The organism is Providencia sp. 21OH12SH02B-Prov (assembly GCF_027362595.1).
Classification (GTDB): domain Bacteria; phylum Pseudomonadota; class Gammaproteobacteria; order Enterobacterales; family Enterobacteriaceae; genus Providencia; species Providencia zhejiangensis.
On record NZ_CP114796.1, the window covers coordinates 505,608 to 526,206 of the forward strand.

General features: G+C 39.1%; 18 protein-coding genes. 9 read left to right on the plus strand and 9 right to left on the minus strand.

Features of this window, described 5'->3' with window-relative positions; translation table 11 throughout:
* Positions 1-8: 8 nt before the first annotated feature.
* The 4 genes from O7C57_RS02385 to O7C57_RS02395 all read right to left on the minus strand — a co-directional run bounded on the left by O7C57_RS02385 (position 9) and on the right by O7C57_RS02395 (position 3,450).
* Positions 9-935: a WYL domain-containing protein gene (locus O7C57_RS02385; protein WP_269723557.1), complete on the minus strand. Its 927-nt coding sequence runs from the start codon at positions 933-935 to the stop codon at positions 9-11.
* Positions 936-1,382: 447 nt separating this feature from the next.
* Positions 1,383-1,808: a putative zinc ribbon protein gene (locus tag O7C57_RS21850; protein ID WP_425476430.1), complete on the minus strand. Its 426-nt coding sequence runs from the start codon at positions 1,806-1,808 to the stop codon at positions 1,383-1,385.
* A gap of 251 nt (positions 1,809-2,059) precedes the next feature.
* The gene (locus tag O7C57_RS02390; RefSeq protein WP_269723558.1) at positions 2,060-2,296 is read right to left on the minus strand and encodes a helix-turn-helix transcriptional regulator; all 237 of its coding nucleotides are present in this window, start codon (positions 2,294-2,296) and stop codon (positions 2,060-2,062) included.
* Between the two features lie 113 nt (positions 2,297-2,409).
* Complete coding sequence (locus tag O7C57_RS02395; RefSeq protein WP_269723559.1) at positions 2,410-3,450, minus strand: YagK/YfjJ domain-containing protein; 1,041 nt, start codon at positions 3,448-3,450, stop codon at positions 2,410-2,412.
* Between the two features lie 713 nt (positions 3,451-4,163).
* On the opposite strand from O7C57_RS02395, the gene O7C57_RS02400 reads away from it, so the two are divergent.
* The 7 genes from O7C57_RS02400 to O7C57_RS02430 all read left to right on the plus strand — a co-directional run bounded on the left by O7C57_RS02400 (position 4,164) and on the right by O7C57_RS02430 (position 9,583).
* Entirely contained in the window at positions 4,164-5,126 is a 963-nt protein-coding gene (locus O7C57_RS02400) for a hypothetical protein (RefSeq protein WP_269723560.1), read from the plus strand.
* 269 nt (positions 5,127-5,395) lie between these two features.
* Entirely contained in the window at positions 5,396-6,124 is a 729-nt protein-coding gene (locus O7C57_RS02405) for a DUF3944 domain-containing protein (protein WP_269723561.1), read from the plus strand.
* Between the two features lie 56 nt (positions 6,125-6,180).
* Positions 6,181-6,858 carry a helix-turn-helix transcriptional regulator gene (locus O7C57_RS02410; protein WP_269723562.1) on the plus strand — a complete coding sequence of 226 codons (678 nt, stop codon included), beginning with the start codon at positions 6,181-6,183 and terminating at the stop codon, positions 6,856-6,858.
* A gap of 9 nt (positions 6,859-6,867) precedes the next feature.
* Entirely contained in the window at positions 6,868-7,917 is a 1,050-nt protein-coding gene (locus tag O7C57_RS02415; RefSeq protein WP_269723563.1) for a hypothetical protein, read from the plus strand.
* 57 nt (positions 7,918-7,974) lie between these two features.
* Entirely contained in the window at positions 7,975-8,193 is a 219-nt protein-coding gene (locus O7C57_RS02420; protein WP_269723564.1) for a hypothetical protein, read from the plus strand.
* Positions 8,194-8,282: 89 nt separating this feature from the next.
* The gene (locus tag O7C57_RS02425; RefSeq protein ID WP_004261417.1) at positions 8,283-8,699 is read left to right on the plus strand and encodes an antirestriction protein; all 417 of its coding nucleotides are present in this window, start codon (positions 8,283-8,285) and stop codon (positions 8,697-8,699) included.
* 59 nt (positions 8,700-8,758) lie between these two features.
* Positions 8,759-9,583 (plus strand): DUF932 domain-containing protein, encoded by an 825-nt coding sequence (locus O7C57_RS02430; RefSeq protein ID WP_269723565.1) that lies wholly within the window; start codon positions 8,759-8,761, stop codon positions 9,581-9,583.
* Between the two features lie 131 nt (positions 9,584-9,714).
* Here O7C57_RS02430 and O7C57_RS02435 read toward each other — a convergent pair whose 3' ends face one another.
* The 5 genes from O7C57_RS02435 to O7C57_RS02455 all read right to left on the minus strand — a co-directional run bounded on the left by O7C57_RS02435 (position 9,715) and on the right by O7C57_RS02455 (position 17,192).
* Positions 9,715-10,869, minus strand: a complete 1,155-nt coding sequence (locus tag O7C57_RS02435; RefSeq protein WP_181489905.1) for a hypothetical protein — start codon at positions 10,867-10,869, stop codon at positions 9,715-9,717.
* A 639-nt stretch (positions 10,870-11,508) separates the two neighbouring features.
* On the minus strand, positions 11,509-12,240 hold the full coding sequence (locus O7C57_RS02440) for a class I SAM-dependent methyltransferase (protein ID WP_269723566.1): 732 nt from the start codon (positions 12,238-12,240) through the stop codon (positions 11,509-11,511).
* Positions 12,241-12,932: 692 nt separating this feature from the next.
* A complete protein-coding gene (locus tag O7C57_RS02445) occupies positions 12,933-13,472 on the minus strand; it encodes a dihydrofolate reductase family protein (protein ID WP_269723567.1) in 540 nt (179 codons plus the stop codon).
* Between the two features lie 358 nt (positions 13,473-13,830).
* Positions 13,831-15,123 (minus strand): McrC family protein, encoded by a 1,293-nt coding sequence (locus O7C57_RS02450; RefSeq protein ID WP_154623474.1) that lies wholly within the window; start codon positions 15,121-15,123, stop codon positions 13,831-13,833.
* Positions 15,124-15,152: 29 nt separating this feature from the next.
* Positions 15,153-17,192 carry an McrB family protein gene (locus O7C57_RS02455; protein WP_196713676.1) on the minus strand — a complete coding sequence of 680 codons (2,040 nt, stop codon included), beginning with the start codon at positions 17,190-17,192 and terminating at the stop codon, positions 15,153-15,155.
* A gap of 448 nt (positions 17,193-17,640) precedes the next feature.
* Here O7C57_RS02455 and O7C57_RS02460 point away from each other — a divergent pair, with 448 nt between their 5' ends.
* Both O7C57_RS02460 and O7C57_RS02465 read left to right on the plus strand, forming a co-directional pair.
* Positions 17,641-18,231, plus strand: coding sequence for a HutD/Ves family protein (locus O7C57_RS02460; RefSeq protein ID WP_269723568.1), 591 nt, complete (start codon positions 17,641-17,643; stop codon positions 18,229-18,231).
* 414 nt (positions 18,232-18,645) lie between these two features.
* On the plus strand, positions 18,646-20,349 hold the full coding sequence (locus tag O7C57_RS02465; protein WP_154622004.1) for a lysophospholipid acyltransferase family protein: 1,704 nt from the start codon (positions 18,646-18,648) through the stop codon (positions 20,347-20,349).
* Positions 20,350-20,599 lie beyond the last annotated feature (250 nt).

Sequence of the window (20,599 nt, forward strand, 5' to 3'; positions counted from 1 at the left end):
AATTCATCTCACGATTCGCTATATCCAGGAGCGAGTGCAGCATTGTCAACGCCGTATAGTGCTTCTGGATTTTTAAGTGCTAAATGGAACTCTCGCCCATTGCTCTTGCTATTCTTTGAACAATCGATATTCCATAAACGCAGTAAATATCCAGCGAACGCAGCTCTTACCTCTACACGCAACCTATTGTTTTCCATTGCGTAGTCTATCAATACAGCTTCTGGATGTGCTAGTTTTGGATGAGGTATCAGCTCTAGTTCAACGATTCGGTTCCATTGCTTATCCCACTGAAGAGTCTCAACTTCGTCGTTAACCTCATCTTCTAACAACTCAACTTCACTTATTCTGGTTAACACAAAATCCCTAAATTCTCTATGCTTTCTATCGAATGCTCGGACATGCCATCTCAAGCCATTGTCAATCAAGGTATGAGGAACTATTTGCCTGCTCCCATGACCACTCGACAATGAGGTGTACTCAATATTAATCACCGCGCGTTTATGTATGGCTTCACTAATCGCCGCTACCACTTCCAATTTCGGCTTATTGAGATGAAATGGTGCTTCACAAGCCATAGGTGGCCTAACCTTGCCAAGAAAGCCATCACCGAACCCTTGGCTTATCGTCGCAAGAGTTCGAACAATGTCATAATCAAACAACGGCTGGAATGTGCTCGTCTTCAAGTGCACTCTGCGCTTTTCGTCATACATAACGTTGTTAGGAGCCAACTCTTTGTACCGCGCAAAATCTTGTGTTGCCACAGACGGCGCTACGCTAAAGCGCTCGGTTAAATAACTACGCCCAGCTTCACCTTTAAATAACAAAGTGAAATCAATATGAGCGAGTCGTTCTCTCTGTGCTTGGCTAAGCTCTTCAAGTCCAGTGTTGTCTTGCACTGTCAGCCTCTCAATCCATTTGGGACAAGCCCTAATCATCTAAAACTAGGAAGCCATCGATTGAATGCCATCAAGCAACCTACTGTTTTTCATTAGGTCTCATAGTATCAACAAGTCGTCTTGTTGGCTATAAAAATTGGCTTGACATTGTTCGAATGTTTCTTTTCTGGCCTTGCTAGAAGCTCACGCTAGAATGCCAACTGACGCAATTCATTCTCTCGAACACGTCTAGCAACTTCTGCCTGGGCTGGTTGTTCTGCGCAACTAAATCAGGACACTTTTCTTAAGGAATTTTCATACACCACTGGCGATAAATAATTATTGGCCGTGTGTGATAGCGTAACAGCCGTTCCTCGATATGAAAATTCAGCCTTAACTCCTCTTCTTCGGTGAGCTTATCAGGGTAGGCTTAATTTTGGTGGCAGTACCGTGGTCACATTTAGCGAAAGCGTGATTGATTAACCTAACACCATGAGCATTAAAAGGTCATAATGGAAACGATTTTTCTGTTTTAGGCTGATGTTCCTCTGTTACATTCTGGGCAGGAATACACCAAATCCCCTCATGGCACTTCGGGCAACATTTTTGATTACTTGTAAAATACTCACGACACTGCACGCAAAACCAATCCGTGATCTTTAAAATAGGGGACACTGATCGAACCTGTGTGCTCAGTCGTGCCTTGTCTTCTAAGCTCTTGAGCTTACTGATGACCCGCGGACAGTGCTCTGCGGTCTGAGGATCAAAATGGGTAAACCATGACTCCGTTGGCGTCTTGTGAAGTGTGACGGGCTCACCGCAGTGAGCACAGTAATAGTTTTCTCGTGAATAACTCGGTTCTTGGGTGGCTCCGGCGAATCGATTGTTTTGTGTTAGGGCGAGAGACATTTTGACTTCATGTAATTTAAGCATGGTTGTGCTCCTTCTGTAAAATTTAAACTAAACGTTCTGAGTACCTAACATTCAGGATCCACACTCGGCAACCCACCTTGAAACTCAGAAGACCACTGAGCATAGGCTGCATGCATATCGAGTCAGGTTCGTATATTTAGGACGTCGTTTTGCCTAGAACGCACTCAATGGCATCAGGTGTGGTTGAAAGTGAGTTGGTGGGTAATGAGTGGGTATGCTATGAAAAATGCACGGCGACTAGCTCTAGCGCCTTAGGATTCAAGGGCGGAGTTGCCCCCTCTCGATTCATCAATGCGCGCTTGTAACCACTGTACGACTTCACTTTTTAACCAGCGCGACATGCGACCAAACTTGATGGGTTTGGGGAACTCACCCTCTTGGATTAATTTGTAGAACCACTTATCCGTTAACCCCGTTAGTGCGGTGATAAATTTCATGTCAATAAATTGGTCATCAAGTAATGCAATATTTTCAGTTTGCGTGCTCATGGTAGAACTCCTGTTTTTAATGTGGATAAAAAGCAGGAGCGATATCGAAAAATGGGATGTGGATATCACTCCACATCATTAACCGGATGTGTAAAAAATAATTTGGTTGCTAACTACTGGCGTTTTCTCGGTTTGATTTCGCCTCGCCAAAAGGTGCGTTTGAGTTCAGGCACAGCCAGACGGACCCATGCATCCGCTTTACATAAATACCTCACTGCATTGAGTAATCCTTTCTTACTCTCCGCATCAGCACGTTTTAGTAAGCCAATCCCTAGTTCACGATACTTTTCTTTTTGGTAATTACAGTTAAAGTACAAACCCGCCCATTCTGTAATACGTTCTTGCCAGAGTTCACCAATGAGTTTGCCCAGCGTGATATCCCGCCTCACTTTTTGTCCATCAAAGAAAAACAAAGCATGGTAATGAAAGCCTTTTTCTATGCCGAATTCCAATTTCAAGATATACCCGACACAGTGTGAAAAGAGTGGGTCGCTATTAATGGCTTTGTACAGGGCTTGTCGATGCTGACGAAGGTGATGAGCTTTAACTCTATGGCAAATACCACTTTTGTAAGACAGGTCTACACGCACAACTAGCAGTTTGGAGTAACGTTGATACAACGAGTCAATGTATTGCTGAGCTCGTCGGTAGTTCTTCTGAGCGCCTTGTTCAAAGGTACGGATTTGATTTTTGTAGTCAGGGCTCTTTAACGTGCTTTGGAACTCATGGAAGGCCTCGTTAAGCCACTGAACGTGTTCAGGGGTATCCACCAGCCAGTATTTATCTTTGTCTATCAGTATCTCACTCAGGCTGTATTTGTTAACAAGAGAGACCAAGAGCACAAGAGTGGGATGCAAGCGCTGTATTTGCGATATTTTCATTGATTGAATGTAACGGGTGAACTTGAGTGTTTCTAAAAAGAGCTCACCTTTGGGAGATGTCGAGGTGAGCTGCAAGCGTGGGTTATTAGGTGACAAGGGAATGCCTTTATATAAATCTAATTTATGGGTTAGACGTTTTGAAAGGTGTTTAATATTTCCCATGAGTAGAGACACTAACTCACGCAGTGAGTGGTCTCGAGTGAGCGTTAAACGGTCATGTTCAAACGTGGTTGAGAGAACAACTTGATTTAAGTGTAGTGCACGATTTGTCATTTTAGTTACCTGTGATCTAATAAAGGTTCGTATCATCAGGCAGGGGAGTTATTTTTAATTTGTCCAAGTTGTGAAGTAATGATTGATAATGATAGTTAGTGAATAGCTAAAAAGGGATAGGGTTTTACGAGGATAGCTTATGTAGGTATTTTCAAATATAGGATTAGTATTTAAAGGTGAAAAAGCAAGGTTGGTTTAATGGTTTTATTAAATGATACGTATATTTAAAACACAGGTCTAGCTTTGTGATTGTAAACAACCTGATTTTTTTACTTAGCTATGGATTTACCTTTTTGCTCATTAAAATCAATACGCTTATATGTAAGCTATTTCATGTATATCAAGCCACTGATTGAACACATCAAATCAATTACATCAATAATAAACAATCCTAGCTTTAACACCGTTACTTCAAGGTCAATTAAACACAAAAGCGTATTCTACACTCGGAATTATAACTCAATTTCTTAGCTATTAAGGTAAGCAAGTTAGTCCCCCTTTGACGCAAGAAAGTTGCTTTTCTTTCTCGGCTAAAAGGCCCGTTTTATCTGTGAAAATAAAAAATCTTGTCTTTTTTAACTACAGCTTTACTACAATAAATCTTCATGTTATCACCCACTATTACCTCAAATTGACTACAACATCACATAATAAAATCCAATTTTAATGCACAATAAAGTCATATTAACTACACTGTAGGGGATTTAATTTAAATGGATATTAATGCTTATATTGAAGATTTAATAAAAAATAAAGATGCTAGAAAAGCAATTTTCTTTATTCGATTGTTACTGGGTAATGAAAGATTTAATTTTTTAAATGTATATGGCTTAGATGCTAGTAACTTCACACTGATTAAAACTGCATTGAACCTTCTTATTAAGGAAAGAGACTTTAGTGATAATGAATATTTGCGAATAGCCATAGAGTCTACAGAAAAAAATATACTTCCAAGTTCTAATTTTTCTTGGTTTTCTAATGATGAAAATGCATGTGCATTTTTTTGGGGTATATTGCGAAACCGTGATATCAATAAATATATCCATGATATTGATGAAATGAACTCTGGCTTTTATTTGTCAAAATTTAATGGTAATAGACGTAAAAATTGGTTTGAGCTACTTTCTATTGAAGATATGCAATCTTCTCATCTAGATAGATTTTATGCTATTACCTATTTTTTAGATTGCTCTATTTTCTTGGAAAATACAAAAAAAATGCTCATGGACGAGGCTAAGAAAAAATGGCATGAGGAGTCTCAAAAAGTCAAAGAGATGTCTTGGCTAAGCGATGGAGGAAGAGATGCGGCTATTTGGACATGGGAATACTTAAAAAAATATGATGATAAAGAAAGAGCTGAGCGTAGTTACGGGGGGATTAATACCCTTGAATTATTTAATCCAAGTGGTAAAGGTGAACTACCATTGGTTATTTATGCTGCACTACGCTCATGGAGCTTTAGACATCGCAGTGAGCGAAGAATGTTGTTATCGGATATGAAAAAAGCATGGGGACAACGTGCATACCGAAAAGGGCGAACTCATATAAAAATATTAAATTGTGAATTGGACATTGATGTAAAAAATCACTTGGATGAGTTAGCCCAAACCTACAATAAGACCATTGTCGATATGGTCACTGAGTTGATTGAGAAAGAATATCACGGTCAAAAATGATGAACAGAACCAACTAATTATTCAGAAGCTTTCTTTAGTTGATTTATCCTAGTCGTTGTACTTGGTGTTAACTCAAGAAAATTTCAAATATACAGTACTGCCATGATGTTGAGAAATGGTAGTTATATCAATAAATTACATATATGTAGTGACATACCCTGTCATTTCCCTGCATTTTTCTCTCGAAAAAAAGTCAAATAGCCGGACATAACCTGTCCGGTGAGGTTGTTATCGTGGTGTTCTCTTTTTCAAGCTAGGGAATAACACTGATGGCAACTTACCGATTAGATACCGATTTAGCGTTTTTACGTGAATGCAGCAATGAAGAACTGGGCTTGCTTGTGTCTGTACTGACTCACGACAGCAAAGACGGGCAAAAGCGTTGGACTGAAACCTTAACCAGCTCGCCTGAATATCAACTCTACCATCCAGAGCACCAGCAATATTGGATGTCGATTGCGGCAGAGCTGCAAGCCTTTGGAGCTAACAGTTTGATGAGTCTCGTTCGAGGCAATAAGGGCGTGCTGTACCGTGAAATCTTACAGGATGTCTGTGACCACCTTGATGTCAATTATCCGAAGGAGGGTAATACCGAAACCTTGGAATTAAATTTGTTATTGAAAGTATTAGAAAAAAGCTTAAATGAGCTGACCACAGAAGAGCTACAAACCTTCTCTCGTGATATGCAACTTAACCTCACCAACCCCACGCCACAATTGATTTTGATTGCGGTTCAAGCGACTATCCGTACCTCAGGCATTGCTGCTCTGGAAGTGGCCACACTCTCAGCCATTGGTGTAATTAATGCGCTCGGCGGGGTTGCCACCATTGGCACACTCTTTGCCGCACACCGAGCACTTTCCTTGATTGCTGGGCCGATTGGTCTTGCCGTGAGCTCGGCATGGCTTGTCGCTGACTTAGCGGGACCCGCTTATCGGGTCACCGTTCCCGCCTGCATCATTGTGGCGTACTTACGACAAAAAGCCTTATCGCAATAAGGTTTATCAATCCCATTCTATCCGCTTGCCGGAGCTATTTTAATAAGGACAACATCATGTCGACTTCTGTGTCTCGCCATGACCGGCTTGCGTCTCGGTTGGCGTTTATTATTAGTCAATTATTTCGCGGGGAAACCGTTTATTTATCCGAGCTGTCAGAAGAGCTCAATGTCTCGACTCGTACCCTACGGCGTGACTTTAATGAGCGCCTTCAATATCTGGACTTGGAATATCACCAAGGTGGCTATCGATTGGCAGCATCACAGCGTCCCTTTCGTACCGATAAGGACATATTGCGCTTTGCCGCCATTACGCATGTCACCTCACTGTTTCCGGCTTTAGACAGGAAGCTGCTGACGGTTCTGCTCGACCCGACGATTGATTCACCGTTCATTGTCTACCATACACCACCTAAGCAGCGTCCTTCGCTATTTGGGGGATTTTATGTCCTCACACAAGCTATTGTGAAACAGCGTTTACTGCAATTTACCCACCAAGGAAAAAGCATCACGAACGTCGCCCCGTATAAGTTGATTTATTACCACGGTCATTGGTATCTCGCCGCTGATATCGCGCAGCACATTCATATCTTTGATGTGATGGCCTTGCAAGACGTGGTCATGACGGCGCGGGGCTTTCGTTATCGTGAAGACCTCAACCAACGGTTATGTGAAGAGGCGTTTATTCAAGCCTTGCCCCATTACCAATATATTCAATCACTCGTTAAATTATAAGGTATTAAGATGAAAACTATTTTTTATACCGTCTGCATCAGCAGCGCACTCTTGCTGGGATGTGATGATGCAACCTCAACTACTGCTAAGACTGTTTCCCAAGACATTTTGCGTGTTCAAGGATTGATTTATGATTACGACCGCAGTGTCACACTCGGCGGGGTACTCAACCATCGTAAAGATTGTGTTTCGCCAACATGGGAAACCTTAACGGATGAACAAGAAAGGCCCTTGGTGGTCTATAAGTGTCAGTTAGCTAAAGGGGTATTACAAAACGCCATTAACCACGATTTAAATAACTGGTATCAAACGGCAATAGACGGTATGACTAAATTCATACCGCGCTTTGCCAATGCGGAAACACCGAAAACAGATTCAACTTCTGCTCAGCAGAGATTCACGCAGGTTTTACAGCTCATCACAACACTGTCCCAACATGACTGGTCATTGCTCAGAGGCAATGTTGACCAGCCCTATGCAATGACGACACCGATTGCATTTAATGCCGGTTATACTCCGTCAGAGGAAGCAGAGCGCCAGCTTAAAGCGTGGAATACGTTAACGGAGACATTGAATGACCACGCCCCTGATGTTGGCCTGTATTTATTACCGTGGTTAAACCAAACGGAAAATGTCGAGGCAATGCTCCGGAAAAAGGTCTCTGAGCTTCAGCAACACAATGCCAATGCGTTAACACAATTTAGACACCAGCAAAATGAAGCCATTCAAATCACGGAGCAATACATCACAGACCTAAAACGTGCACAACAAAATGCACACGACTGGTCAATCACCCAAGTTTTTATTTGGAGCCTCGTTAACCCTGAAAAGCCTGTTCTAACGCATGTTCTGTATAACCTAGAGGATAAACAAGGGCAGGAGGATTTTACCCCTATGATGGAAAAAACATTGAGCCGTTTAGCAAGAACAGATGCCGTCGCATGGGCGTATCAAGGTAAACTTGAAACCCCTAAAATTATTAACGGAATAGCAAAAGCGTTATTTTACTACCAAACACAATCCTTTCAAAAACCGGATATCGCCCGATATCAATACTGAGTTTTCACACACTATTCGGCGTTCATATTCAGTGAACGCCTGACTAAAGGGTAATCTATGTCCATTTTTAAACTTATCGCCACCTCTGTGAGTGTTGTGACACTGGTGTCTATCACCTACTACGCCCAGAAGACGGTCAATGAACAACTTGCGCTTGAAGGCGAGTATTCCGACACGGAAATTCAAGCGGCTCGGCTTGGGGCGACGCTTGCTTGCACAACCTTATTGGGGGGAGCCATTGAACGACTACTCAACGGGCTATTTAGTGACCACTAAAACTCAACTATTTCAATGTAGATTCAACATAACGGCAGACCAATCGGTCTGCCTTTTTTATTTCGTAACATCCACAGAAGGGCTTTTTTATGACACTTGAACCCATCATCTCAACACCCGCTTCCAACCGCCAGCGCACGCATTTTTGGCAAACTCATTTTGGCAACGTTAAAGGCTTTTCAACCTTTGAAGTGGTGATTTTTACTACCATGGGCCAGTTTTGTGAGGACTACCACGGCGGGTATTGGGAATATTGCACTTTATCTAATGGCGGCGCTTTTATTTATCCCGATTTGAATCAAGAGGAGCTTATGCTATTCAATCCGCATAATGGTAACGAAGCGGAACTCAGTCCTGAAGCAGCGGGCATAGCTGTGTGTTTGATGATGTACAGTTTATGGTCCTTTCAAACGGAAAGTGACACCCTCGTCGATCGCTTTTATCAATTGCGTGATTATGCGGCGCAACATCCTGAACGTTCCGCTATTTTCCATTTAATCGATTAACCTCGCCCTTATTTACGCCGCCTTCTTATCTATCTACTTTATTTTAAAGGAAATTCATTATGGCTCGTTTAGCTTCTCGCTTTGGTGCGGCAAATAGCATTCGTCGTGACCGCCCGTTAACCATTGAAGAATTGTTCCGCACAGTACCTAGCGTATTTTCAGAAGAGAAACACGAATCCAGAAGTGAACGTTATACTTACATCCCAACCATTACCTTATTGGATAGTCTTCAAAAGGAAGGCTTCTACCCGTTCTTTGCTTGTCAAACTCGTGTGCGGGATGAAAGCCGTCGCGATCATACTAAGCATATGTTGCGCCTCAGACGCCATGATCAAATTACAGGTAGCCAAGTGCCTGAAATTATCCTACTTAATAGTCATGATGGCTCAAGTAGTTATCAAATGTTGCCGGGTCTATTTAGAGCTGTATGCTCCAACGGTTTAGTTTGCGGCGATACGTTTGGCGAAGTGCGTGTACCCCATAAAGGCGATGTGGTAGGGAAGGTGATTGAGGGGGCTTATGAAGTACTTGAAACGTTTGATTCGGTAGCAGAGAAGCGAGAACAAATGCAGTCATTATTGTTACCGCCACCAGCGCAACAAGCCTTGGCACATGCGGCTTTAACTTATCGTTTTGGTGCGGAATATCAACCAATTACAGAGGAGCAAGTATTACAGACTCGTCGCCGGGAAGATAAGAAAGATGATCTTTGGACCGTCTACCAACGTTTGCAGGAGAATTTAATCAAAGGGGGATTATCAGGCAGGAACGCTAAAGGCAAGCGAGCTCGCACTCGATCGGTGAATGGCATTGATGGGGATATTAAATTAAATAAGGCGCTATGGGTGATGACTGAAAAAATGTACGAGTATTTTGGAGATTGATTTATATTCATGACATTATAAAAGGCATGACGTCGACTAAAATATCGATGGTATGCCTTTATAATTGAATGTCACTTTGTGCATAGGACTTAGATAAAATAAAACAGCATTAGAATTTAAGTTGTTGATTATTAATCAACAATAGCTGCCCGTTGTATATGTCCACTATCATCATGACTAACGACAAGTCGTAATTTACCATTTTGTGATAAGACTTTTTGATGATTATTTTTAAGCTTAATTAATGAATTTTCAAATTGTTCGTAATTATTGGTTGCATTATTATTAATAAGTTCTAGCGTGTTAAGAATAAAGCTGCGGCGAAGGCTAAGAATTTCATCACTGTTAAACTTGGCTTTAGATAACAAATTATTAGCTTTGGTGGCTATTATTTCAATAAGGTTACTTAAAGCAGCATTCCAAACGTCTTTCTTTAAATCAAATTGGCTAAAATCTTTACTTAATGGATCAATACAGGCTTGTATATATGCCAACAATGATGCCATCTTAAGAAAAACATTACGGCGAGTAATTAAAGGGGGGATCTGTTCTGATATTTCCTTCAATTTCTGGTAAGTACCACCTGTCCCAAAAGTATCTAAATTCGTTAAGCTAACTACTTCATTTTTAATATTTTGTAGGTCAGCTAATAACTTAGCTTGTAATACAAAGGCATCAGCAACAATATCTTCAATCTTAACCTTTATCTGCAAAGACATTTCATAGTCAAAATCACCACGTTGCATCTTTTCAATAATTCCTTGAAGGTAATCAATGCGGCCTTCGACTTCTGCTGCATTATGACTATCAATTTTGTCTCTTAAACTATTAACCGCTAGTTTTATATCTGTTAAGTTTTTATTGATATCGGCTAGATGAGCTTGAGCTACAATTAAACTCATTAACTGAAAAGATCCTGTGGCTAGTTGTTTTAGTTTTCCAGCCTCGACTATTCGTCCTTTTCCTGCCACCCTCCCAACTTTAGCTCCACTACTGTGAACTGCATCAGCGAGTACTTCACCAGTTTTAGTTCGCATCATTCTTAGTGAGCCATCTTTTAGGCCTTTTTGAATTTCAGGTTTAAATACAAGCTCAATGGTACGTCCACTTGTATTGATAACCCCTTGCATAGATTGTGAGACTAAGTTACTAATCTTACTTAGATCTTCTTTTTTTGCGATTGGAAACGATATTTCATCAGGAAAAGATAAGCACTCTTTTGCATAGATAATGGGTACACCATTTTCATCAGTTAAGGTACTATACTGAAGCTCGTTGATATCCATAAGAATCCTCTAGTCATTATCATAGGTATTTCCTTGTGATATCATTTTACCATACAAGAGCTAGTAATTATGCCAAACAATCGTTGTATTTAAGTTATTAAAAAGCGGGTCACATAATCTTAAACTTTATACCTGCTCTTTAATGATTTTAGTCGGTGAGTATACATATAAGTATACAAAAAATTCCCTATAAATTTATAGCAAATAAAAACAATGCATTGCCTATAAAATGCGAGTCCGGCCTTCGCACCACTTAAGTGAAAATAAGACGCTAAAAGGCGTCTTTTTTTATGTCTCAAATTCTCTTTTCGTAGTATGTAATTACGTTAACTTGTCATAACGTAATTTATTCAATACATCTTCTCTTGAGTTGAATATATCTCTTAATAACAATTATGCTTTTAGTTACCAAAAAAGAGTTTATTTCCATGCCTCCAGCATCTCCTTGGTTTTGGCGCTTGGAAGACAATATATTCTTTTCAAAAATGGTATTAACCGCTTCTCTCGGTAAGTTCCCAAAGTGCCGTTTTGAATTTTTACTTCATATCGACACCCTGTAGTCAATCGCAACCAATATGTTGGCATTGAACAAAGCACCATACTGATTAAATAATCGTAACCAATGTGCACTGCTTACAATTAGCGATATGCGCTTAATATTAAAAAAGGTGCATAACGATTAAAGATGGCTGTTTCTGGCCTATCTATAAGCGCTGAGTCTATGACTTTAGGCTCTTTTAAAGCATCGAGGGTAAACCCTGCACCAAGCAGCCCAGTGATATAACTTTCTAATGTTCTATGATATTTAATAACATCCTCAACAAACCATGTAGTGTGGCGTATTGATTCATTTTGGTAGTTATCAATGGGCATACAGACAAATTCACCATTTATATTTTTCATAAATGACGATGATTTCGCAGTACACATTGGGTGTTCGACCGAAAAGATAAATTTCCCACCTGGTTTGAGGTGTGAATATACCTCTTTGGCGAGTTGATTAAAATTAGCAACGTAATGAATCGCGAGAGAGGAAATCACTAAATCAAAACTTTCTTGAAACTTAGGAAGATCAGTCATTGAGGCATGAATATATTCAATATCGTCAGTGTGTGTGATGAGCTTTGCTTGCTCAATCATGTTTGCAGATAATTCAACGCCATAAACTTTTTTGGCTCCCATGCTATGTGCATAGCGAGCAAAATCACCGAATCCACTCCCTAAATCAAGAACAATTTTATCCGTTAAATCCGGTAGTAACACCCTTAGCGCGGGTTCTTCCATTATTCCATTCAGACCCGTGTCATTCATTCTTAAGCTTTTGTACTTCTCAAAGAAAATTGGATTATCATAGATATTTTGTTCAGACATAGTCATATAATTCCTAAGTGATCCTCAATTTGAAATCATAACGTTCAATCGATTGCGATAAGCTATATTTAGGTCATTTCAATAATATAATGAGGTGGCACTTTTGTTCGCACTTTTTGTGTTATATAGGCATGGCTTAACAATATTTTAGAACTCTAGGTAGAGAAAAATGCTCAGAGAGCAATATTTGAGTTATTTTATGTTGTGTTTCTTGTATGAATAGCAATAGGTTATAAAAGTTAAAAATGCCTAGACTGCATTCGTCAAATTAAACTTATATCTGATATTAGTCAGTTATAATGTGTGATAGTGTATTTTATAATAAAAAATAAGCAAATACTCCTATGATTCGTTAACTGTTTTTAAGATAATAAACGTGTCGTTAAAGTTATCGTTGAAGTATAGTTTTATATTGTTAATATATTTGATTGGCTTTCGGATTAAAAAGAATGCAAAGAGTCATATTCTATGATGAAACAATATCATAGATAAAATCAATCACCAGAAATTATAATAAGCATATTAGAAAAATTACCAGTATGGAAAATTTAATGTTTTAATTAAAAGACAAGGCTTGGTGTTTTTCATACTCCACAACTGACTATAATTAATCCAATAGACTATAAGCGATATAAGCGCGTGAGGTATGAAAAACTATACCCTATTTAGAAAAATATATGTTCACTACATCATTATTTCCGCTGGCGATACCATGTATTTTTAACCATGTAGTCAAAATAACGTTCTGATTTAATATGAATAAACTGCAATGGTTCTTTTACATGCCCAAATAATGGCGTGCCACCACCTAATAGTATCGGTACAGTTGTAATTATCATTTCATCGATTAAATCTTCTACAAGACATTGTTTTGCTGCAGAGCCTCCATCGATATAAAGGATGTGAAAGCCTGCACGATGTATTGAGTCTATTACGCCCGTTATATCACCCCGTACAAGATGTATCGCTTTTCCTATGAGTTTTTCTGGTATTGCTTTCATTGAGTTTGACAAGACAAATACGGGTTTATTGTATGGCCATTCACCATCAAAATTACATACAGTTTCAAATGTATTTCGTCCCATGACAACAGCATCAATTCTTTGCATAAAGGCTGAAAAGCCCATATCATCTTGTTCAGGATTAGGAACGGAAAATAGCCAATCTAACAGATTATTTGCATCAGCAATATAGCCGTCTAGGCTGGTTGCTATATAGATAATATTACGCATAGTACTTTCCTTTAAAATAATAATCAGTTCAAAATAGTTGGCGTTATTCTCTACTATTAGTACCTTAACGTTTACTTAGGGATCAATATAAATTAGTTGCTGATGTCCCAATAGAGCACTTAAGAAACCAAGGGTTCACATATTGATTGATTTATAACCAATAATTATAAAGTGTTGTCATAAAATATAACTCTGTAGAAGATTTTGTTGGGTAAAATGAAAATCACTTTGATATTTTCATTTTTTAGCTACGGAGTTTAAATAATTTTATTAAAGATAAATGAATTCAAGGGATGGTAGATGAGTTTTCGTAATCAGAGAAAAAATAATAATCTATCTATATTGAAATAGATTAAGTTTATTTAATCAGATTACAGCTCTTATCTGGCCACATCATTCTTTGGCCTGCTTTTTCTGTAATCTGATATGGTACAACCCATAATCTCAAGGTATCTGAAAAAGCAAAATGTTGTTGTATTGGTTGACTAAAATCATCATGTGCTGGATAGATTAAATACATCTCACCTTCTCCATTAAGATATTTTTGTCCATAGGCAAACATTTGGTAGAAGTCCGATTGTGATAGCCCATATAGCGATTTTTTTCTTTGTTTGCAATTTATTAACTTCCATTTAGTGTCCATCACTATTTTAGCTTTAACAGGCTGGCGTGATTGAATTAGCAGGTCTGGGCGAAGTTTAAAACAGTTATTATTGCCATGTGTTACTAAGGAATAACTGCTTACTTGTGCTGCAATTTTAAATTCCGGAGGCAATTCATTGTGGATGGTTTGTGCAACAAAAGCCTCAAATATTGCTTCCATAGGAAATAAAAGTGATATTGCTTTAACATTTCCTTGTAAAGAGGTTGGGCTCATTCCCCTGAGAATTAATTGTGCCCAAATGAGTGGTTCATGGTAATGAGCCATGCCGCGTTCCAAGCGTAGGCTATTTATATCGCTTTCAATATCACGACTCAGTGGAATACCGTCAAAAGCAAAGCGTAATTCGTAAAGCCAGCGTTGATTCTCTGATGATAATTTTAAACTAACCAACGCATTTAGTGCGGAGTGTAAAAGCCGATTGGCTGCACAATCAGGCATGTATTCATCATACTCAATACAAAATCTATGACGATTCACTATGTTATGTCGTAATTGTTCTGAAAGAATTAACTTTCCTTTTATATATGACGAGTTATTTTGCTCACTTACATAATTTGAACGTAAACCTTGTTTAATTAATAGGCTAACGCTATACAAAAATTGGTGGATAAAAATTTCAAGCAGCGGTGTATGTTGAGTTTGTAGCGTTGTCTGTTGTGTTCGAAGGTGTCGAAAGTTAGGAAGATGGCTTAACATTGTAAGAAAGGCTTCTCGTGCACTCTTACTCGTGAGGTTTTTACCAATTTTAGGTAATATCTCAAGCTGTGTGCCGTGAGGTGTATATAAGACTCCAGCGTAGTTTTGTACCTGAAGTAATTTAAAACCTGAGCGTGAAGTCAATTTGAATAATTTGCTTCCTTGAGGAGTTGCTAAACTCAGTTGCTCTAAATAATCAAAGAGTTCTGGATGAAGTATTCTCACGCCAGTAGGCGATGATTTTTCTCTTCCTAAAAGGTCATACTCGAAAATAGAAATGACTTCATCCATATATTTCTAGCCTACTTATAAAAAGGGGGTTATTGTGGTTGATAAATTGCTTTATAGGCTTGTGGGGTATCCCAAATTTCCTGATCAAATGCCTCTAATTCATATGTTGTTAATTGCTGAATATGGCTTCCTAATGGATGATCGCTACCAAAAAGCGTATCTAAATCGTTATTTTTTTCAATGACGAATTGTAAATGCTCCTCAGATTTTTGATTATCAGCAAGTACTAATCTAATCTTGCTCCAGTCATCGAAGAAATATTCCTGCAAGAGAGGGATAATTTTATTCTGAAATACCCACTTTAATTGTTCAAATGCGGAATCTTCATCGTGAGTATCGAGTGCTTTTTTTACGGGTATAAAGAATGCATGTCCTAATGTGTGTTCTCTATCATAAAGTGCTTCGATACGGCTGTTAAGTCTTTCTAGCAAAGGCTCAAGTTCAATACCTTTAACTTTTATATCACTTAATAAAGATAGGTCAGGCATCATTTCAATAAAGTCAAAGCGGCGGCGTAAAGCCGTGTCCATCATAGCTAAAGAACGATCTGCGGTATTCATGGCTCCAATAATATCAACATTGGCGGGAACACTGAAATGAGCACGGCTATAAGACAGTTGCAGGCTCATGGCATTGGGCATGCCAGCCCGTTTGTCCACTTCAATGAGCGAGATCAGTTCACCAAAAATTTTGGAAATATTGCCGCGATTGATTTCATCAATGAAAATAGCATAGCGATGCGCTGGGTCGGCATTGGCGCGTTGACATAGGCGCATAAAGATACCCGGCTCAATAGGGTAAGAGATGTTGCCATTTTCGTCAGAGCGAGGGCGGATACCCTCAATAAACTCTTCGTAGCCGTAAGATTGATGAAAAGTAACCACAGCAAAACGTTGGATGGCTTCCTCAGGTTTAGGGCCATGTTTAAGCTCGGTGTAAAGTGCGAGCAAATCCTCTACTTGTTCGAGCTGTGCATCAATTAGCAGCCACTCGCTATTATCTGTTTTATTAAATATCGCAGGTTCACGCCGATTCTTATAATCAACGGTTAATGATTCGGGAACGGTATAGGCTTGCAACGTAGCCCAAGCTGTATTTGATAAATTGCTATTACGGTCATTTAATAATGCTTTACGCTGAAACCATGTATGTTCAATAAGTTGGCGCACTTTTGCGCGTTTATTAAGATCAAGCAACACTAACGTTATCACCTGCATCCAGTTTAATGGCTCAAGGCGAGAATCCAGCCAAGCATCGCGGTCGGCTGGTATAGCATGAGAGGTGTACTCTTTCATTTTTTGCTGCAACGTGTAAGTCTTACCTGTGCCTGGTGGGCCAAAGTAGATCACGTTAGTTGGTTGATGTGAAAGGGTCTTAGTGGTGTTGGGTTCATGACTGGCGGTTAATCGGGGGGTAGGTACCGTTTTCTTTTTTTGTTGATTATCACGTTCACGGAGCAACTCATAGAGATGCCAAGTAGCCATATTCACGTAATAAGGATCTATATTGGGAGATTGAGCGTGGATAGCTTGCTTCAATTCGTGGTTTTTTTGTAACCAATTTCCCTTCAGTACCAAACCGAGGTGAAATTGCTTATTAAGGAAATCTGCTGTTTTAGAAAACGCATTTTCGTCCACTGTGCTGGTGCAGATTTCGGGTGAAAAGGCGGCAAATACACGATTTTTTAAGCTCCAGTACATACGCTTAAATTGCCCATTTTTTTTGGCCTCTTGCAGAGCATCGTTGACGTATTGGTAGGTTGCTTCATCTGGCTGCTGACGAATGCGCTCAGTGAGCTCTCTAAGTAGTGGGAGATTCTGTTCGTATTCAACTAAAGATGGAACACCTTGTTTAATACTCGCAATACCATTACTACGTTCATACCATAGTCGTTTTAGCAAATCATCGGTTTCAGGCATCAAGAATGTTGACGTTTTCTGTAGCTGTGCTGTTAATTCTCGGTATCGTTTATTCCACTTTGACAGAGAATAGTTTTTATCTTTTGCCAAAGTGTTAATCAATTCACTTAGAGTCAGCTTACCCGCCTCAACATTATCCACAAGAGCCATTGTGATGTTTCCTTTACTATGTGATACGACTGATTATTTAAATTTTTACTTTTATTTTTAGTTATTTGATTCTAATACAATCAGTTAATCTTACTAGTAAAATTAACTGATTGTATTATTTTTTTAAGTATCCAAGAAAAGTTTTTAGATAAATTAATTCAACGCGTATTGCTGCTTGGTTTTTAATCATTAAAATAGATTCACATAGTGCCCCCTTAATTTTTTGCAGAATATCTTAGAAAACGGGGTGGTTTAACGATTGAGTGGTGGATGATTTTATAGTTATCACTATGCCATCTATCTAATTTAAGTAAAAAATTATCGGTTTGCTCACTTAAGCATTCATCGTGTAATGAACGACTAAAACGAGTTCAGTATAATTTAGCTATTTTTTAGTATATGTTTAAATCCTTACAACAAAACCACTAACTTAAAGGCTAATGGATCCATGACCCGAGTATTATCAGCTGAAAACTATCAAAAGATGCCGTGGAAAAATGGGCAGGGTTTTACTTTAGAAATTGCGCGTAGTCACGGTGTTGGGTTGACTGATTTTGATTGGCGCGTTTCTATTGCAGATGTTAAAACAGCAGGCGCTTTCTCCCATTTTCCAAATAGAAAACGGATCATTGGTGTACTTGATGGTGGTTCGGGGCTGGCTCTACATATTGACCAAAAAGCAGCGGTAGCATTGCGGCAAAAACAATTTTTTGCATTTCATGGAGAAAGTGATGTTTATGCTGAATTGTTAGATGAGGCCATTCGTGATTTTAACCTTATCTATAATCCGGAAAAATATGCGGCTCACCTTCATTGGTTCCATACACAGCAAAGTCCTGTTCCATGGATTAGTGATGCCGAGCGAGTATTGATATTTAATATCGCAGACCAACTTAATGTCACTGTCGATGGCAAGTCTTATGCTTTGAATGCATTTGAAACATTGTTGGTGGAAAATGAAGGGAATTCATTAGCGTATATTGCAGCATCTCTATCAGAATATGACTTTTGTCTTATTGAGTTATTCTCTAAGTCATAATCTTTTATCTTAGTTGGTAACGCTGTTCTTTTTTATAAAATGAACAGCGTGAATGAAGATTGTTTTTTTATCTTTATTAATTCTAAATAATAAAGTTTTTTACTAAAAAACAACGGAAATGAAAGAGGTAAAGTCTCACATACCCTTAATCTGATTATCGCTATCTATAATAAATCTCCGTGCTTTTATATTCTTTATTATTAAAGTGTGTTGTGATGTTCATATTTGGAGCGATTGGAGAGAATAACATTATTCGCGGTGTCACACTGATGATATTGGGTTTTTATGCTATATTAATAAAGAATATAGCTAATTAATCAAATAGTGATTAATTAATTTTTCTGTCATGAGTTTGACACATGACTGTCATTATTCTAGCTTAGATTTGCAATAACTAAACTAGGAGACAATATTATGTTTAGTTTGGATGCTTTGTTGCAAGATATATTTCCTGAGCGATCCCCTCCCGCTTGGCAACGTAATTTACTGAAAATACTTTTACTGGAAAAAGAATTTAAACAGTTTGCAGAAGACTATCCACATTTAAAAGGAATAGATCTCGTTGAGCAAATAGTTGAGCATTTTAATATTAGTTGTGAATTAGTTGATGGCGACCTAGAAAATATCCCTTCTCAAGGCCCTGTTGTGTTAGTGGCAAATCATCCGATAGGTTCGTTAGATGGTTTAGCCATCTTGCGAACCGTAGCAACCATTCGACCAGATGTTAAAATCGTTGCAAACCAACTTTTAAATTATATTGAGCCACTAAGTAGTTTATTTGTTCCTGTCGATAATATGGGGAACCGTACGAGCAGAAAACAAATTGAAGCGATGCAGCAGCATCTAGATAAACAGGGGGCTTTGATCTTATTTCCTGCGGGGGAAGTTTCTCGATTGAGCGCTAAAGGCATTCGTGATGGTCATTGGCATACTGGCTTTTTGCGCTTAGCTGCTAAAGCGCGAGCCCCAATCGTGCCTATTCATGTTAGTGGGCGAAATAGCCATCTATTTTATTTGACCTCATTTATTTATCGTCCTTTATCTACCCTATTATTAGTGCGTGAAATGTTTAAGCAACGGGGCGGACGAATAAAAATTCGCATTGGTGGTCGTATTCCCTTTACTCATTGGCATGATGGGCATACGCGAGCGCATGATCTTGCTGAGCGTTTTCGTCGCCATACTTATCTTCTAGGGCAAGGAAAAGAAGGGTTATTTATTAGTGAGTCCGCGATTGCTTTACCTGAAGATCGCCTTGAATTAAAAAAGGCATTAAGCGCATGCGAACGATTAGGTACAGCTCCAGACGGCAAGGCTATTTTTCTTTATCGTCGAAAAGATGAAGAGAGAACCCCAATTTTACGTGAACTGGGTCGATTACGAGAAATTGCTTTTCGGGCAGTCGGTGAAGGTTCGGGAAGGCGGCGAGACTTAGATACTTATGACGATGATTATTATCATTTGGTGTTATGGGATGAAAATGAATTAGAAATTGTTGGCGCTTATCGTTTTATTCCTACTGCTGAACAATTGGCAAAAAAAGGAATTGAAAGCATCTATAGCCATACGTTATTTCATTATGATAAAGAAATGCTTCCCATCCTTGCGCAAGGCATAGAATTAGGCCGTAGCTTTATTCAACCGGCATATTGGGGAAAGCGGGGACTTGATTACCTTTGGTTGGGAATCGGGGCTTATCTTGCTAAATATCCTCAATATCGTTATTTATTTGGTCCCGTATCAATATCTGGTGCGATGCCTATTGCGGCGAGAGACTTATTAATTGCTTTTTATCGGCTTTATTTTTCGCCCGAACATGTAATAGCACAGTCTCGTCGACCATACCCTGCATCACTACCACAGGTATTAGCGCAATTTTCAGGGGATAATTATCAAGAAGATTTAATTAAACTGAAGAGCCTTTTGAATAATATTGGTTGTTCTATACCGACTTTATACAAGCAATATACTGAACTCTGTGAGCCAGGTGGGGTACAGTTTATTGATTTTGGCACTGACCCCGCCTTTAACAATTGTATTGATGGGTTGGTGTTAGTGGATTTGACGAAACTCAAACCTACGCGCTACCAACGCTATGTCGCAGTACATCAGGTATAGCAAATGAAATCGTGCTTTGAGAAACAATGCCGTGCTAGCACACGGCATTGAGGTTGTTGACAACGCGGGATAAAAGCGTGGTTTTCCCACTGTGTGTTATCAGCTGAAAATCTATAAATTGATTTTCTTCGTTTATTTTCAAAACCTATTCGACTTGCTGCCAAACATAATAGGTTTGTCAGCAGTCTGAATACCGTGTTAGCACACGCATTTTAATGGTCAGTCTTAAGCCCCCTTTTTAGGAGGGTTG